General features: G+C 49.1%; 9 protein-coding genes and 1 other annotated feature. Of the genes, 7 read left to right on the top strand and 2 right to left on the bottom strand.

The genetic code is table 11. The annotated features are described in order from the left end of the window. A complete protein-coding gene (locus KNO87_RS01075; RefSeq protein ID WP_214793462.1) occupies positions 1–576 on the bottom strand; it encodes an anthranilate synthase component II in 576 nt (191 codons plus the stop codon). After that, a complete protein-coding gene (gene trpE / locus KNO87_RS01070) occupies positions 573–1,904 on the bottom strand; it encodes an anthranilate synthase component I (RefSeq protein WP_214793464.1) in 1,332 nt (443 codons plus the stop codon). The genes KNO87_RS01075 and trpE overlap by 4 nt, the downstream gene beginning before the upstream one ends. A gap of 54 nt (positions 1,905–1,958) precedes the next feature. Then, positions 1,959–2,190 (bottom strand) — a binding site (T-box leader). A gap of 118 nt (positions 2,191–2,308) precedes the next feature. On the opposite strand from trpE, the gene KNO87_RS01065 reads away from it, so the two are divergent. The 7 genes from KNO87_RS01065 to KNO87_RS01035 all read left to right on the top strand — a co-directional run bounded on the left by KNO87_RS01065 (position 2,309) and on the right by KNO87_RS01035 (position 17,647). After that, on the top strand, positions 2,309–2,680 hold the full coding sequence (locus KNO87_RS01065; RefSeq protein ID WP_251126720.1) for a nuclear transport factor 2 family protein: 372 nt from the start codon (positions 2,309–2,311) through the stop codon (positions 2,678–2,680). Positions 2,681–2,839: 159 nt separating this feature from the next. Next, positions 2,840–5,569, top strand: a complete 2,730-nt coding sequence (locus KNO87_RS01060; protein WP_214793467.1) for a S8 family peptidase — start codon at positions 2,840–2,842, stop codon at positions 5,567–5,569. 215 nt (positions 5,570–5,784) lie between these two features. Then, positions 5,785–7,101, top strand: coding sequence for an Ig-like domain-containing protein (locus KNO87_RS01055; protein WP_214793471.1), 1,317 nt, complete (start codon positions 5,785–5,787; stop codon positions 7,099–7,101). A 631-nt stretch (positions 7,102–7,732) separates the two neighbouring features. Then, positions 7,733–10,306 (top strand): Ig-like domain-containing domain, encoded by a 2,574-nt coding sequence (locus KNO87_RS01050; protein ID WP_214793474.1) that lies wholly within the window; start codon positions 7,733–7,735, stop codon positions 10,304–10,306. Positions 10,307–10,499: 193 nt separating this feature from the next. Next, a complete protein-coding gene (locus KNO87_RS01045; RefSeq protein WP_214793477.1) occupies positions 10,500–13,064 on the top strand; it encodes a hypothetical protein in 2,565 nt (854 codons plus the stop codon). Between the two features lie 164 nt (positions 13,065–13,228). Beyond that, positions 13,229–15,340, top strand: a complete 2,112-nt coding sequence (locus tag KNO87_RS01040) for a heparinase II/III family protein (RefSeq protein WP_214793480.1) — start codon at positions 13,229–13,231, stop codon at positions 15,338–15,340. Positions 15,341–15,580: 240 nt separating this feature from the next. Then, positions 15,581–17,647, top strand: coding sequence for a bifunctional metallophosphatase/5'-nucleotidase (locus KNO87_RS01035; protein ID WP_214793483.1), 2,067 nt, complete (start codon positions 15,581–15,583; stop codon positions 17,645–17,647). Positions 17,648–18,547: the final 900 nt, after the last annotated feature.

Below are 18,547 nucleotides of genomic sequence, written 5' to 3'. Positions count from 1 at the left end.
TCAAACCGGGGAAACGTTCCCCGGTTTTTTCGTGCACAACTGGACGAACCGTTCAAAGATGCCACGGCCATCCGGTGTCCCGATCGACTCGGGATGGAACTGGACGCCATACGTCGGATGGGTCGGGTGTTCGAGTGCCATGATGACGCCATCTGTCGTCTCCGCTGTGACGATCAAGTCGGTCTCTTGTACGACGAGCGAGTGATAGCGCATGACGTCCATCGACAAACCTTCGAATAAGATGCTCGGTGCCGTATTGATTCGGGACACCTTCCCATGCATGACCTCGTTCGCTCGACCAACGACACCACCGAACGCCTCGGCGATGACCTGATGCCCGAGACAGACACCGAGAATCGGGACGTATCCCGACAATTGTCGGACGACCGCAAGCGAAACACCGGCATCTTTTGGACCACCGGGACCCGGGGAAAGGATGATCCCACTCGGATTCATTCGACGGATTTCTTCTATAGTATGTTCATCATTGCGAATGACACAGACGTCACTGAATCGGGCGACGTCCTGATAGACGTTATACGTGAACGAATCGTAGTTGTCGATGAGGAGAATCATGCGAACACCTCCAAAAGGGATTTGGCTTTATGCAACGTTTCTTCATATTCTGATACGGGGTCCGAGTCATAGACGATGCCGGCACCGGCTTGAACGTGGGCCGTGTCACCTTGAATGACCATCGTTCGGATGGCGAGGGCAAAATCGAAGCCGCCACGGACGTCGAGATAACCGACCGCCCCGGCGTACACTTCACGCTTCACTGTCTCTAGTTCATCAATGAGCTGCATTGCCCGAATCTTTGGGGCACCCGAAACGGTACCAGCGGGAAGACAGGCACGGAGCGCATCGATCGGCGTGACGCCGTCACGTAGCTCACCTTCGACTTCGGAGACGAGGTGCATCACATTTTTGAATCGTTCGAGCTCAATGTGTTTCGGGATGGTGACCGTACCGACCTTGGCGACACGACCGATATCGTTTCGTCCGAGATCGAGAAGCATCCGGTGCTCAGCCAGTTCCTTCTCATCCTGGAGAAGTGACTCCTCATGACGCATGTCTTCATCGACCGTCTTCCCACGTGGGCGTGTCCCGGCAATCGGGTTCGTCGTCACCGTTCCATTTTCGACACGGACGAGACTTTCGGGTGAGGCACCGAGGACGATTGCTTCCCCGAGGTCGATGTAGAACAAGTATGGGCTCGGATTTTGTTTTCGAAGTGTCCGATAAAAGTGGAACGGGTCTCCGGTGAATGTGGCATCGATTCGCTGCGACAATACGAGTTGGAACACCTCGCCCGCGAGGATGGCCTCTTTCGCTTGGAGCACGCGGTCGATGAATTCATCTTTTGTCGTCAAGATGTGTTCGCTCGTCCGAACGACCGGTTCAAGGGCATGCGTTTCCGGTGTCTCTAGTTGCCCACGGATGGATTCGAGTCGCATCGTAGCATCCGTTTCACTCGTATCGATCAAGATGACTTGCTCTTCAAGGTGGTCGTATAAGACGATTGTCTCATAGCGTTGGAAGAGGGCGTCGGGTAAGTCGCGCGTCTCGGTCGGTGTGTTCGGAATCGGTTCATATACCCGAAGCAAATCGTACCCGATATAGCCGACGGCGCCCCCGATGAACGGATACGGTGCAGTGAAGTCGTCACGGGTGATGCGTTCGGATAGGGCATGGAGCGGATCGTCCGCATAGATGGTACCGGTTGAATCGGTCACGTCGTTCCCGTCGACCCGAATCGTCTCGACCGGGTTCGCCGCGATAATCGAGTAACGCCCGTGCTTCCCTTCCGCCCGACTCTCGAGTAATATCTTTCGTTCACCTTGCAGACGGTGAAAGATTGCCACCGGTGTCAATTCGTCGCCATTGATGATCAGTTGTTGCATCGAAATCTCCTCCTTAAACTAAAAAATCTCCCCGCCCCACATGCCCAATCGGACATGAAGGACGAGGAGATTCCCCGTGTTGCCACCTTCGTTGAAAGACGCCGTGTCTTCCCACTCATCGCGAACCATCATTCGCTGTCCCCGATAACGGGAGGACCCGTCAGAGCCTACATGTCGGTCTGAACGCTCAAAAGCCCATTCACGCAAGGCACGACACCGGTTCGCATCGACCACCGGCTTTCTGGAGACGTCCCTTCGCGCTACTCTTCTTTCTCATCGCGAGTTCGTATGAATGTTATCGTTACTTTAACGGGATGAAGCCTCCTTGTCAAGACTCAAAAGCGACAGGTATCTGAAAAATAAATAAATTATGCTATGATGGACTGTGAAAGGAAGGTGCACCGATGGAGACACTCAACATGAAACAACTTTCTGACGACCGTGCGACGAAACAAGTCGCAGGTGACCTCGACGCGATGCGTGACTTGATGCACGACTCGTTTCGGTATGTCGACTCGAGCGGACGTCAGTTTGATAAAGAAACGTTCCTCGATCAATACGTCGACCCGACTGCGATTCAATGGATCGCCCAAGAAACGGTGACGTTCGATGAAACCGTGACGGCGGACCTCGCAATCGTGAAAGTCTTGCTCGAAGAACGGTTCATTCTTGGTACGAATGCATACGAAGGACGCTTTTGGGCGCTCCACTTGTATATAAAAGAAGGCGACGACTGGCTCTGGCAAGGCGGTCAAGCGACGATGATCAACGAATAACGTGAAGACACTTCTTGAAAAAAGAGGTGTCTTTTTTAATGCATATATTTGTCGACATCTTGTCGAAACATTTTTGTTACATTTTTGAAACATTAACCGATATATTCCGTAGAACGATTTGGAGCATACACTCCAAGATGAAATGAAAGAGGGGAAACTATGAAAACAAGGTTCAAACAGTTCGTGGCGATGATGACAATTCTCGTCCTCGTCCTATCGTTCCTCCCACCGGTATCAGCCGACAAAGGGGAAGGGATGAAGGAAGCCACCCTACTCAGTCCGGGAGAAGCGGTCGAGTTCACGACCGGAGTCGAACCGGTCAACACGTATTGGTTCAAGATGGAACGGATTGCGTCAGCGATGACACATATGGAAGTCACGTTCGAATCTTCCAAGCTCGCGAACATCAGCATCTATCCTAGCGCCGAGATGGCAGCAAAAGATGAGACGTTCGATCGTTATCGCGCGAGTGCGACGAAAGAAGAGGGAGAACAGACGGCCAAGGTTGCGTTCCCGTTCGCATGGGAAGGTCCATATTACATCAAGGTCGAGTATATGCCGATGGAACTCGGTGATGGGATGATGGACATTCCGTCAGAAGATCTGCCAGAAGAAGTGGTGCTAGCAGAAGGCGAAGAGCCGATTGAAGGAGAACCAGGTGAGGGTGAAGAGCCGCCGGCACCTGACCTCTCGATGTTCGCTTCAGAGATCAAGCTCGTCGTCAACCCGGTCAAACTTCCGGTGAAATATGAACAAGTCGGTGGTGACATGTGTGCCGTCGAATCAATCGTACAACCGGCACCAGAACGCGACTCGATGCTTAAACTCATCCGTCGCGTGCAATCTGAAGTACTTGGCAAGTCGCAAGAAGGTCGTGACTTATCAGCACTTTATTACCGTGCTTCGCCATACATCGTCAAAGCCATCACGTTTGATGGGGAAAAACGAAAAGCGGCACTGACAGATTTGAAGACACTCCGTCCATTGATGACGGCGCTTGTCGACAAAAAAGACTACACGTTGAAAACGCAAGATGCGGCGGCAATCAAACGCCTTCATGCACTTGTCGATGGAAGCGTCCCGACGGCGCTTCAAAGTGAGATCGGTGAAATCGCGACGGCGCTCGAGATGGATTCGCTCGCGGGCACACCGCTGTCAGATCTCTTTGGGAAAATCGGGATGACGATTCAAACAGACGGTCAGGACGCACCGCGCTATATCGTCAAATACAAATCGTCACCGAGTAAGTTCCTTGGCAAGATGAATGCGATGAATAACGTATCGGCCGAGCGAATCGCCATCGGTTCGCCATCGGATTACTTTGCGCTCGTCGACGTAGAGGAAGCTTCTACGAAGATGCAGGCACAGGCGAAGTCGACGCTCGAATCGGATCGGAACGTGGAATATATCGAACCGGTCCAGACGTACAAGTCGTTCGCGACAGACGTAAGCCTCGATTATCAATGGTCTATTAACTCAAAATCGGTTCTCAAGCCGTTCCAAGATGCCGGGATTGGTCTTGATCGCTACGAAGCGTTAATACTTCCTGGTCGGGCTGTGAAAGTAGCCGTTCTCGATACAGGTGTCGACTATCGTTTGCTCGACTTAAAAGGGAAAGTCGATATCGCCAACGCGAAGAACTTTGTCGATCCGAACGGTGAAGGGGATGCGATCGATGACCATGGTCACGGTACGCATGTCGCTGGCGTCATCGGTGCCATTCAAGACAACGGCGTCTCGATGCGCGGGATCGTTCCGAATGTTTCAATCCTACCTGTGAAAGTGCTTGATGCGGGCGGTTATGGAGATACGGATCAAATCGCACTTGGGATTAAATATGCGGTCGATGCTGGGGCGAAAGTCATCAACATGAGCCTTGGTGGAAACGAGAGCCGTACACTCGGGTACATGCTGAAGTATGCACATGACCGTGGTGTCATCATCGTGGCGGCGACAGGGAATGATGCACAGTCACGTGTGTCTTATCCGGCATCTTCGAAATACACGATTTCTGTCGGGGCGACGAACTCGTTCGGGATCGTTTCCGACTACTCGAACTATGGGATTGATGTCGACGTCGTCGCACCAGGATCTAAAGTGGCGAGTCTTGTTCCAGACGGGAACGTCGTTTACATGGACGGGACGAGCATGGCGACACCACACGTCGCGGCTGCAGTCGCGCTCTTGAAATCACAACATCCAAACATGACGGTCGAAGGGGCGCGTTCAATCCTTCGCCGTACGGCACAACCTCTCGCATTCTCGGGTGGTGACGCACCGAGTGACCCACGAATGGAAGACGGGTTACAGTATGTGCTCGATGAATTAGAGCGTCCTCTCCTTCCATACTATGATCTTGTGAGTGGATATGGAAAAGTAGACGTCTATCGTGCCGAGTCGATGCTTCAACTCGCGCCGAAACCGAATCGGGTCTATGACAATGCGCCAGTCTTCTCGGGCAAAGTCAAATCAGGGACGCGCGTCACACTCTATAGCGGGACGAAGCGAATCGGTACTGGTATTTCGAAAAATGGCGTCGTGACGATGTCAATTATTCCACAAGAATCAGGAGCCGTCCTGACAGCGCAATACTCAAATGGTAAATTCAGCACGAGTGAGCGCCTCATCGTCATGAAAGGTCTCCGTCCAAAAACGGCACAAGTGAACGCCGTGCGCGCCAAAGCAAAACAAGTGACGGGTAAAGCTCAGGCTGGGATGACGGTCGTCGTTCGCGACCAAAAGAAACAAGTCATCGGAAAGTCGAAAGTGACGTTGAACGGAACGTATGTCGTCAAGACACGAGCGTTGAAGAAAGGTGAACGTCTCATGGTCCATGTGGAGGACGTGACGAAAAAAGTCAGTCCGATTTCAACGATCACGGTCCGTTGAGAAAAGGAAATTACTGAAAAATCATATACGATGGTTCATCCATACATCGTATATGCATCTAGCTCGACACAATGGGATTCCTTTTACGAAAGGAATCCTTTTGTGCTTTTAAAAAATATGATTAAAAATAGAAAATTATGTACCTATTTTTAAAATAATCCATTAAAATAAAGATGTTGTCTGAAGAAAACATTATTTAGGAGGAACATCTTTTTATGAAACAACCGAAGTACTTATCTTTATTCTTAGCGGGGACACTCGTTCTCGGCGGTTTCGCTCCAACTTTCGTTGCAGCAGAGACGAATGAAACGGTCGTCGACACGACGGCACCAGAAGCACCAGTTGTGGAAACACCACTTCACACGTCGACTTCGTTAAAAATTACAGGAGAAGTCGGAACAAAGGCAGAGATTCTTGTCGCGAACAAAACGTATGAGCGCGTTGTGCGTTCAACTGGGGAAGCGATTTTCACGATGTCGCCACAGCCTGTCGGTCGCGTGATCACAGTTCGTCTCGTCGATGCGAGCGGGAACGTGAGTGAAGAGACAAGTGTCGTCGTCGCAGAAGACCCAGAGCAACGTCCGGAAGCACCGGTCATCAACACGGTCGATAACTCGGCACGTGCGATCGTTGTCACAGGGACACCTGGAGTTGGTGTGACGGTCACAGTCGGAGGAAGCACGTTCAACGGATCGTTTGATACGAACGGGCAATACCGCCGCGTGATTGCGCTTCAAAAAGTAGGGACACCGTTAACGGCACAAGCGAAAGCGAAAAGTGGGGCACTCAGTGACCTCGTTCAAGCAACAGTTGTCGCTGATAAAGTTGCACCTGCGAAAGCTCGTTTGACACAAGCGGTGACGACGACATCGAACGGAATCGCGGGAACAGCGGAACCGCTCGCGACGGTAGTCGTAACGATTGACGGAAAAGCATACTCGGCACCGGTCATGTCGACCGGGAAGTTCGTCCTTCCGATCCCGAAACAACCACTCGGTAAGAAAATGACCCTCGCGGTACGTGACGGTGCTGGCAACTACAGCGCGTCTGAGATGTTGACGGTCCAACACGCACTCTTCAACAACTTCTATCGTGTGACGGATGAGGGGTTCCGTGCAGTCTTCCATAAAGAAGTATTCACGTGGGATGGCTCGACACGTTACAACGAGACATTTGCACCGTTCTTCATCGACCGCCCATCGAAATCGAATATGTTGTTCTTACTGAGCAACTACACAGAATATGAGGATGTGGTTGGATTCAATAAGCTTCGCATCCGTGTAGGGAATGCGACGTACACAGAAGCGATCGATGAGTGGGATGTCGATTACTATGAGTACGAAGACGGATCAGTAGAAGAATCATACTGGTTTGTCCCGAGCGCGAAGATGATTGCTTTCATCAAACAACATGTTCGTCCAGAGAATCGAATCGTCATCACAATCGAAGGATACGACTATGATGTGGAGTGGGCGTTGATCGCTGGTGAGAAACGTGCCTTCATTCAGTCGCTTCAATACGCAGGATATTAATAAGAAGAAATAAGTTATTAGCCGTAGGTGAGTCATTCACCTATGGCTTTTTTTGTATTTCAAGGATAGGTCTAATGGAGGAGTGATGACGAGTCAAGATTCCCTCGAAATGGTTTTAAAAGTTTGGTCAATGTAAAATTAAGGATGAAATAAAGTCAAAAAATGCTCAAATCAAAAAATAGACATGGAAATTATACATAAATCCATATTATTCATTTAAATATACAAATAATGTATATAAATGAATTTATGAATGATAAACGGCTTAAATTCGCCCTTTTTCGACGCATTTCGACATTTATAAAATAGGTAAATTTAATATTGAATAATCTCTAATAACGAGAAATTCAAAATCATTCCCATTTTTGCGAAAAAAAACGCTTGTGCTAGCTGGAAGCGTTATGTATATTATGGATGTAAGGTTTTCCAAGTTCATACTTGGTAAATTGTTCAAGGGTCACCTCTTGAAAGAATACCTACCCGTTTCGATGAAGCTCAAGACCTAAACGATCAAGTTGCATAAGTCATTCGTATGAGCGGCGTATACATATGGGATCTTTAGCGGGGGGAGCGTCTAAGTAGACGAGTAGAGACAAACACGTAACATAACCAAAGGGAGGATTTACACAAGATGGCTAAGAAATCATTCAAGCTAGTCAAAGCGTCAGCAGCTCTTGCTGTGACGGCAGCAGCCCTTACACCAGTAATGGCAGCAGAAGCATCAACTTCAACAGTTGAACTCAAAGCAGAGGTCGTACTCGGCGGGAAGTTCAAGGAAGCACTCGCACTCAACACACCAGCTGGCGTTGAGATCAAATGGGGTAAATACCTCGTTACTGCAATCAACAAATGGCAAACAGTTAAAGGCCAAGGTTCTGATGGAAAGACTTACATCAAGAAACTTTACGCTCGTAACTACCCACTCTACATCCTCGACCAAGATCTTGGCGAAGTAGAAGCTGGTTCTGAACTCGAGAAACCATCAATCCGCGTTATGTACCGCGACGGAAAAGTTTACACACAAGCTCCTGAGCGCTTCACAATGAGCTCAACTTACAACACGAAAGATGAAGGCGAACAAAAAGTTCTCATCTCTTACAACCACAACGGGAACCGCATCACTTCATTCTTGACTTACACAGTTGTTGCTGGAGAAGTTGAATTCGAAAACATCTCTGCTTCAGTTAACCAAGCGACAGAAGTTCTTTCTGTAAATGCGGATGTGAAAAACCTTAAAGAAGACGAAAAGGTTGAACTTCACGTCTACGCTAACAAAAACACTGCTTCAGCTCCAATCGTGACGGAAGCAACTGTAACTAAAGAAGGTAAATTGTCAGTTTCACGTCAATTCCCAGTTGGTACACACTCGTTCCAACTTGTTTCTGGCGAAGTGAAATCTGATCTTCAAAACTTCACTGTTGAAGCAGCTATGGTTAAAAACGTAGAAGCGATCAACGCAAAAGAACTTCAAGTTACTTTCAACAAGCCAGTTCACAAAGATGATGTCGCTGGTAAAGTAGCGCTTGAAGGAGAAGCATTCACATCTGCAGTTCTTTCTGAAGATGGATTGGTTCTTACACTTACTTCAGCAGACGAGCTCAAAGTCTCAAACGCGAAATTGACTGTTGCTCCAATCAAGACTAAAGCAGACGCTAAAGTAATGACTGCAGCATACAATGCAATCTTCTCAGCTGCTGATAAATCAGCTGCTTCTGTTTCAGGCATCAAAGCTGAAGGTACAACTGCTGAGATCATGTTCTCTGAACCAGTTCAAACTGCAGGTGTTGTGAGCTTGAACGGTGTTCAAACTACAGGTTCACTTTCGGCTGATGGTAAGAAACTTACGCTTTCTGGACTTACTGCTGAGAAATCATACCGCGTTGATCTTGTCGGTGTTAAAGATTTTGCTAGTAATGTTTCTAACCCAATCGCACTTAACTTCACAGTTGCAAAACCGGTTGTGGACAGCGTGAAGCCTACTGCGACAGGTTCTGTTTCAGGCACTAAAGTAACGCTTAACTTCTCGGAAGAACTTAAATCTACTGGTACATTCACAGTAAACGGTGTAGCTTACGAATTAGTTCAAGATGCTGACGTTAAAACGAAGTACACTGCAGATGTTAAAGCTGCGCTTGGTTCGGCAACATTCTTGAATGCTTCATTCAAAGTTGCTGGATACGAAGATAAAGCTGGAAACAAAGGTGACGACTACGCATTCTCTGGATTAATCCAAGCTGACACAACAGCTCCTTCATTCACTGGTGCTTCAGCTGCAATCCTCGTTGCTGATAACAAAGCTGTCTCAACTGATGTAGATGCTGTCTACCTTACTTTCAATGAAAAAGTTGACTTTAAAGGTGATCTTAACATCACATCAATCAACGGTATCATTCAAAGTACACCAGTCAAAGTAGCGGTTAATGCATCAACTGGATATGATGTAGATGGAAACGGTAAAATCGAAGGTACTGAAGCTTACACGATTAAAGTACCAGTCGACCTTGATGAGTCTACTTCATACGGATTCTCGATTGCTAAAGATTCAATCAAGGACCTTTCAAGTAACGCACTTGCTTCAACATTGTACTTCAACTTGACTACAGGCAAATTCGTTCCTGCTACTCCAGAAAGCAAAGCGACAGTTACAGGTTCTGTAGTAGTAGATAAGTCAACGCTCATCGTTACTTTCAACGAAGATATGACTACATCTGCACTCCAAGCTTCTAACTACATGCTTGGTGGCCAAGCACTTCCTGCAGGCACAACACTTAACTTTGTAGACAGCTTGAAAAAAGTTCACGTTAAATTGCCAGCTGGCTCTGTAGCTGTTAACGGAATGTATGTCTTCGAAGGTAAGAACCTCGTTTCAACAGCAGGTAACACGCTTCAAGGTGAAAAAGTTTCACAACTCTTGTCATTGTCTGAAAACGTAGCACCAGTTGCGACGAAGATCGACGTTATGGCGAGCAACGAGTTCACAGTATCGTTCTCTGAAATGATTGCTAACGATGACACTTCTGGAATCATCGTTAAAGTGAACGGTGTTACTGTTGCGCCAGCTTCATTGGCTGTTAACGGTAACAAACTTACAGTTAAAACATCTGCTAACTTCTCAATGACTGACACTTTGTCTGTTGAGTTCAAAGATGCGAAATTGGCTGATGCTGCAGGTAACGTGATTGTTAACGCAACAATCACTAAATAATTGTTGACCCTCCCTTAGGGTTAAATAGAGCAATGTCTTCGGACGGAGCCATCTTGTAAACCGGTAGTGCCTCGGCACTATCGGTTTTTTACTTTTACCCTAAAAAACAATTCCCCTTTTCTATAAAACAAATTATACTTTTATTGTCATCAAATTAATCTTTTACCATTTTTAAAGAAAAGAGGAAATGTACGTGAAACAATTGCTGTGGGCACTTCTACTTGCCGTTTTTCTTCCTATATTCAGTTTGCCTGATTCGGTAGAAGCGGGTGAGCCGATTCCGAACCATTATCGGATCTCTAATAGTCCTTACGTCATCACGATGGATGGAAAGGAACTGTACCACGTCGGAACGGGGGAACGTATTCCGTTATCGACTGAATTGGATTTACACTGGTCCAATGATAAAAACGCTGTGATGAGTGTGGACGGTCAACATCTCGTCCTTACAATCGGATGTGGCATTTGCTCGACGAGTAGTTACATCATCGACCTTGAAGGTCATATCACATCGCATCGGGTCCCAGAAAATTATCGAATCGTCGGAGCGGACGTTACACATGATCGACTTTTATGGGCGACGTGGACAGACGTGATCATGACGAACCTTCAAGGCGATGTCCTCTGGAAGCGTTCCGACCTCGGGACTGCCGTCACGTTATCTACCGATGGTCAGACTGTCATTGCGGCACAGCATGACCTGTTAACTATTGCCCATGTGAATGCGGTGACGGGTGAAACGAAGTCGACTCAATCCTTTGATGTGAAGGTCCAAGTCCGCGATAAGGAAGCGCTCGCTTTTGACGGCGTTATCGCTTATCCGGATCAAGGTTACGTCTATCTTGAAGCAACCCGACAGCTTGTCGCGCTTCCTGAGTGGTATGACGTACAGTATGCAGAAGAAGACGGGTTCTTGCATTGGTATTCTCAAGGGATGTACGGTGTCTTACATACTACATCTGGAGAATTGAAGATGTATGACCCGATTGTCTACCCGACGTTATTCCCTGGTACTCTAGCATTCTCAGATCAGACGATTCCGCTTTCTTCCTATAAACAAATGCCGACTCAACTGGAGTTCGAAGTGGATAAAGGAGCAAATACAGAAGGTGATCCATATCTTTATGTCGGTCGATCTTATCCGATCACGCTCAAATCGACGAATCTGGACGGGGTGACCGAAACGATTCCGTTTGAACGCTTACGAGCGAATAAATCGAATGAAGTCACATCACCACAAGTATTTTCGTATGTGACGGACGTCAACTATGACCTCACATATATGGGGAAAACGTTTACAGGGTCGCTCTTCTCTTACGATGTTGGAGACGTTTCGATTCGTAAGTTCGGACTTGCGGGTGAAATCGTTGGACAAACGGCACCGCGCGCAGGTGTGACGGTACGGGTTCATCAAGACGGAAAAGAACCAATCCAATATTCAGCAAGAGCTTCGTTATCTGGTGAGTTCCGAGTCACGACGGAACGTTTAGCACCTGGCACGACGTTCACGGTGACGAGTCTGGCGAACGGGTCAGCGGTGTACCGTCAACCGTTCACCGTACCGGTTCCGAATCCAGAAGCCAACACGATTGAGGTGTTAGGAGATTCTGTCGAAACGGGTGTCATTTTTAAAACCGTGCCGAACGGGAAAATTGACGTCTTCGTCAAAGAACAATTCCATTCGTGGTACGACACGATTCAAGCAGACGCCTCAGGCATCGCACGCGTAACGGGAACGGTCGATCCGCTCGCAAAAGGCGTCACAGTGACGTACGCACCAGCTGGCACGGAAGGGGTGGAGAAGGAGCTCGTTGTCTTTGAGCGGGCTGAACCGACCTTCACGTTCCAGGTGACACCGAACGCAGGGGATACGACATTATCCTATGCGTCTACAGCTAAAGGCATTACGTACAAGACGTACGTCAACGACGTGCTCGTCGGGGATGGTCGCGCGTTGACGTTACCGAAGGCACTTCAAGACGGTGATGTGATTCGTACCGTCGCCACGACGGGAGACCGCTCGACCACCGTGGAGCATCGTGTCGTTGCGGTCGGACCGACGATTCTTCAAGTGACAGATGTCGCGATGACGGCGACGCATACGGTCGTGAGCGTTCGTCGTGACGTGAAGGCCGACCTTCAGTTCTACATCAACGGCAAGCGTACGACAGCAACGCCGGTCTCCTCGACACGATTCACGGTTCCGGCACGACCTGGGGACGTCGTTCTCGTCCGTCTCGTCCGTGGAGGGCAAAAGCTAGATACGCGTCTTGCGCTACCAAAAGTCACATTCAGTAACATTCGACTCCATGATGAGCAAAAGACATGGATCGGTATGGTGCTTCCGAATAGTTACGTCACGTTGCAAAACGGTTCGACACGAATCGCGAGTGGGAAGAGTTCTTCGACAGGACGCGTCGTCATGAACTTGGCGCCTCAACCGATCAAGTCGAAAGTCACGCTCGTCAGTAAGCGCGGCGTCTATCGTTTCGTGCAGACGGTCTACGTGAAGGCAGGGCTTACGCCCAAGTTCACGGTGACGACGCCGACGAGCGCGTCACGTTCTGTCACGGTGAATGCCAACATCGACTATGGCAAGGTGACGATCCATCGAGGCTCGACACTCCTCGCATCGAAGACGGTGACGTCAAAATCGACATCTGTCTCGATGGCGGCTCAAAAATCAGGCACGCGTTTGACCGTTCGTATGACAACGCCGAAAGGTCGTTCGCAGACGATGTACGTCACGGTGCGCTAACGTTCAACGTCTATTCCATTCGGGATAGGCGTTTTTCGTATGTGTCATACTTGAAAGATGTGAGAATTGGTTTCTTAATCAATCTGAAAATCGCTTTTCTTCTTTTTGAAAAAATTACCTTTAAGTCGTGTTATGATGGTAAAAAAAGATAAAAGAGGTATTGGATGAATACATATGTAAAAGGTGCGCTCTTATCAACGGCGCTACTTCTCACGACCACTTCTGTCGGGGCAGAGGAGGCCGCACGTCCATTCTTTACAGAAGTGTCAAAAGAGACGACGGTATATCGGTTGTTGCCGGATAAGACGATGAAGCCTGTTGGGAAACTCCTGCCGAATGAGCAATATGCAGTTATCGGTGTGTCCGGTGGCTATTATCAAGTCGAGCTGAACGGGCGACGCACGTACGTCAAAAAGCAAGAAATCCCGTTGAAGGCTCAACTATTGACGAAAACCGTCGTCTCGGATGGACAGTATGAAAGACTGCTTCATAACTATACGGCGCGTGTCGAAAGACGTGAAGTTCCGTATTACTATGGATTTTTGACAAAATCGCAAGCCGTCAGTCAAGCAGATTCGGCCATGAACGGGGTGTGGCGGATCGGGGCAACCCCGGGCAAACAAGTCGTGGAGGACATCCACACGTTCGACTGGGAAAACGACATCACCGTCGGCGACTCGACGTCGTTCATGTTCCAGATGCAGTACTGGATGGTGTTGAACCAGCTGACAATGGCGTATCACTATACAAAAGACACGAACTACTTAGCATACGGAAAAGCGTTCGTTGACAGTTGGGTCAAGCAGTACCCGACCGATTCGTATCGTCGTTATCCAAATGCTTATCACCAACAAGGGACCGCGATCCGTACGTTCCATCTCATCAATTTCTGGAATCAATACAAGAAGTCGCCTTTGAACAACGATGCAGCGTTCAGCGCCCGCGTGCTTCGGACAATCGAAGGGCACGGCGAGATCTTGGCAGACGCGAAGTTTTATCGGGCACGACACAACCACGGAATCTTCCAAGACATGGCGTTGACTGATATCGCCCAGACGTTCCCAGAGCTCGAACAATCACCTGTGTGGAATGAGCTCGCGACGACTCGTTTGACGACGCAATTGGACCATTCTTTGAGCCCTGATAACGTTCATCTGGAGCATTCACCAGGGTATCAAGTGTATACGTATGAGATGTTACATCGTTTCAATCGCTGGATCGAAGCGAACGGCTTCACGACATCTCCTCGCCTAGAGGCCGTCGAACGGATGCCGGAGACGCTCGTCCATCTGATGAAGCCGAACCGGACGCTCCCGCTGTTCGGAGACACGACGGGGGAGCCGCGAACGACATCGATGATCTCGACGCTACGCGACTATCCTGAACTGCTCTATGCGGTGACAGGGGGAACAGAAGGGGTGCGACCGACGGAACGGGTGAAGCAACTCGATACGCAATATGCGGTGTTACGAGAACATTGGGGAGAGAATGAGCCGTTCGCTGATGCGGTTTCTCTCATGATGACGGCAGGGTTCCATAATACGGCCCATAAACATCAAGATGACCTCAGTCTCGACCTGTACGGTTATGGGCGTGACTTCATCGTCGAGACCGGACGATACGGATATACGAACCGTCCCGAGCGAGATACAGCCATTCGCGTCGAAGCGCATAATACGGTGAATATGGGGTCTCGCCAGCTCACGCTCCACGCGAGCACAATCGGAAAAAGTGGTATCACCTCGGTAGAGGAAACCGATGGGGTGCAGCGTGCGAGTGGGTTCAGTGAACTGATGGGGCAAGGGATTCATCACGAGCGAAGGATCGCCCATGATTTAGACGGCACCGTGCTCGTCGCGGATACGATTCAAAGTGACGCCCGCGTCCCGTTCACGCAACGCTTCCATCTCGGGGTCGGTCTTGAGCCGATCGAAGAGCGTGAAGGTGAGATACTTTTCCGCGACGCGGAAGGGCGTACGCTCCAGATGATTCAACTGCCGATCGCTTCGACCGGGACAGTTCGAATCGAGCCAAGCTTTGTCGCCTATCGTGATTTCGAATGGAAGCCACGTCATCAAGTCGTTTCGACAAAAACTGGAAAAGGTACCGCATTCGTCACCTTGTTCCATCTGTCGGAGACTGGTACACGCGTCACGTTCTCGAACGTGGCGGAGACGGAGACGGCTTACATCGTGAATTACTCCTTGTCGAACGGACGATCTCGCACCGTGGAAATGCCGAAAGGTGTGAATGAGGAGTCAGAAGAGACACGATAATCAAACGTTGAGAAGATGCCAATTGGTATCTTCTTTTTCAATTCCCACAAGAAATAACGAAATATTTACAGAAAAGTAATTGTGTTATTTTGTGAGATTGCGTATCTTTAAAGATGAAGTCTATACAGGTTTTGTAATCGCTTCCATTGGCTTGATGTCAGACATCTGTCAGTGAGGTCAAAATCGAGGGTGTGACTTCGGTACGGTCGACTCATACATATTTAAAGGAGGAATATCTGCATGTTGAACTCAAAAACACGCAAGTTCTATCAAGGAATGCTCGCAGCAACGCTCACGGCATCGGTGATCGCCCCTGTGGTCGTGACAGAAGCGGCTCCAGCCAAGAAGACAATCAAGTTGAAGGCGGCGTTCGTCACAGACGGGGATCTTGACGCAGCGCTCGACAAAACGTATCAAGGTAACAAAATCTATTGGTACAAATCGACAGTCGACATGGACAAACTCGGTACATATCAAGTTGCTAAGGGATACATTAAATGGAAGAATCAGTACTTCGAGAAAAAAGTACGCGTCATTAACTATCCGAAGGCAATCATCCCTCCAAAAGGGGACTGGACGTTCAAACATGGCGAGCAGTTGACTGGCCAATTGAACACGCTCCAAATCCAATTCGTCGACCGTGTCCTCCGTCAACCGGTGAAATGGACAAACCTTTCGACAGACAAGATTGGTGAATTCGTCGCAACGGCTTCTTACACACATAAAGGCCGCACTGTGACACTTGACGTTCCTTATAAAGTAGAAGGATACGACCTCTCCATCATGCACACGAACGACACGCATGCGGCGCTCAAATACGCTCCGAACCGTGCGACAGCTGTCAAACAAGTTCGTGCTGAAAAGCCGGACAGCTTGTTGATCGATGCGGGAGACGTCTTCTCTGGTTCGCTTTACTTCAACGAGTTCAAGGGTCAAGCTGACCTCAAGTTGATGAACTACATGAAGTACGACTTGATGGTACCAGGTAACCACGAGTTCGATCTCGGAACAGACGAAGGACATAAAGAGTTGTCACAATTCGTCCGTTATGCGAACTTCCCGTTCGTCAGCTCGAACGTCGATTATTCTGGCGACCAGTACATGAAGAACTTGTTCCGCGATGAAACGACAGAGAAGGCTTACAACGGTCGTCTCTATGAGGGCGTCATCAAAGTGGTTGATGGGAAGAAAGTCGGATTCTTCGGTTTGACGACAGAAGAAACAGCTGACATCGCAAGCCCAGGCCCAATTAAATTCCAAAACTATATTGATGAAGCGAAAAAAGCAGTCAAAGCGTTTGAAGATATGGGAATCCACCAAATCGTCGCGGTCTCACACCTCGGTTACAACGACAACCCGACGGTCGATAACGACTTGCTTCTCGCTGAAAACGTTGACGGCATCGATGTCATCATCGGTGGTCACACGCACTCGCGCTTGAGCGCACCGGTCGTCATCTCAGAAAATAAAACAGAGCCAACGCTCATCGTTCAAGCATTCCAATACAGTGAGTTCCTTGGAACGCTTGACGTCGAGTTCGATAAAGACGGAAAAATCGTTTCACACGCTGGTAAGTTGATCGACGTGAAAACACTCGAGCCAGACGCTCGCGCAGTCTCGCTTCTTGCACCATTTAAAGAAGACGTCGACAAGATCAGCAACGACCCAATCGGTGTCACGTTGACTTCAGCGCTTGAAAACCCACGTGACGAAGGCGATATCGCTGCACCGAGCGTGCGTAAACAAGAGACGGCTCTCGGGAACTTGATCGCAGACGGCATGCTCGCGAAAGCAAAAGACTACGATGCAGACATCATCGCAGCAGTTCAAAACTCGGGTGGTATTCGTTCGAGCATCGATGCAGGTCCTGTCACGACAGGTGAAGTCATCACGGTCCTTCCGTTCGGTAACACGCTTGCTGTCATGAACCTTAAAGGTTCTGAGTTGCTCGCGGCACTTGAGCGCAGCGTGAGCGTCTACCCACGTGAGAGCGGCGGCTTCCTCCAAGTCTCTGGATTGAAAGTCGAGTTCGATAGCTCGAAACCAGCGAATGAGCGTATCGTGAAGGTGACATACAACAACGGAACGACAGATGTTGCAATCGATCCAAACGGTATGTACAAAGTCGCGACAAACTACTACACAGCAACGGGCGGCGACAACTATGTCGAGTTCGAAGCAGCGTTCAAAGATGCACGTGTGACTGACCTCGGTCTTAGCGACTGGGAAAACCTCCGCGACCACATGCTCGACCTTGGTGAGATCACACCAACGGTTGAAGGTCGCATCGTCGACGTGGCAAAATAAGATTTTTCAAACAGGGCATCCTTATCGGGTGCCCTGTTTTTTTGATGAGTTCAATCGAAACAAACAATATGTCCTCTTTGTATTCGATTTGTCATTCAGTTGATTTTGCCTTTTGAATTGAGCGTTTGCTATAATCAATGGGTGTCGAAACGTGATGTTTCAAATAACAGGGCATCGGCTAAAGAGAAAACGATGCCATAATGAATTTGGAGGAACCCCCATGAGTTGGAAACGAAAAGTGAAACGCGGTGTCTACTTAGGCATGCAGCGCGGCAAACGCATCGGTCGTCGGTTGATGAAAGGGACACAGACGCAAGTCCAGACGAGACAGTTCGTCGAGATCGTCCCATCTTGGTACGCACGTACATCTGCAAACTACGAACTCGATGGTGCAGCGCTCGTTTCAACGATGGCTGAGAAGCAATTTTTGACGTATGGCGAACGCGCCTCGTCGTTCCGTGGCGTCCCTGGCCCGGATTCGTTCCAGCTCAATCCGTCGATTCGTGAATTTGACGCGAGCTTGAACGTAGAAAAGAGTGGTGACATTGATGTCACGCTACTCGTCATGTTGTACAACGATGAAGAACGGACACGTGTCGTCCGCGTTGGTGACGGTGTCCGCACAACGGTCGCCCTTCGTGAAAATGAGACGAAGACACGCTTCGTCATCCAAACGCAAGGGAAGGGTCGTGCCCTCATCCAATCACTCCTCGTCGATGGTCAACCGCTTTGGAACGTGGAAGGGATGGGCAGTGCTGTTGCCGATGCTGACTTTGACGCGATGATCGAGCTCGATGCCACGACGCTCGAATTGATTTCTCCGGTCGGACGCATCGTCGACTTTTCAGATGATGTGATCACGGTAACGGGTCAAGGCAACCAGTATGAGCACTACGGCGT

Origin of the sequence: Exiguobacterium sp. s34, from assembly GCF_018617435.1 — a bacterium.
GTDB classification, from domain to species: domain Bacteria; phylum Bacillota; class Bacilli; order Exiguobacteriales; family Exiguobacteriaceae; genus Exiguobacterium; species Exiguobacterium aestuarii.
This window is presented reverse-complemented; position numbering and strand designations above follow the sequence as displayed.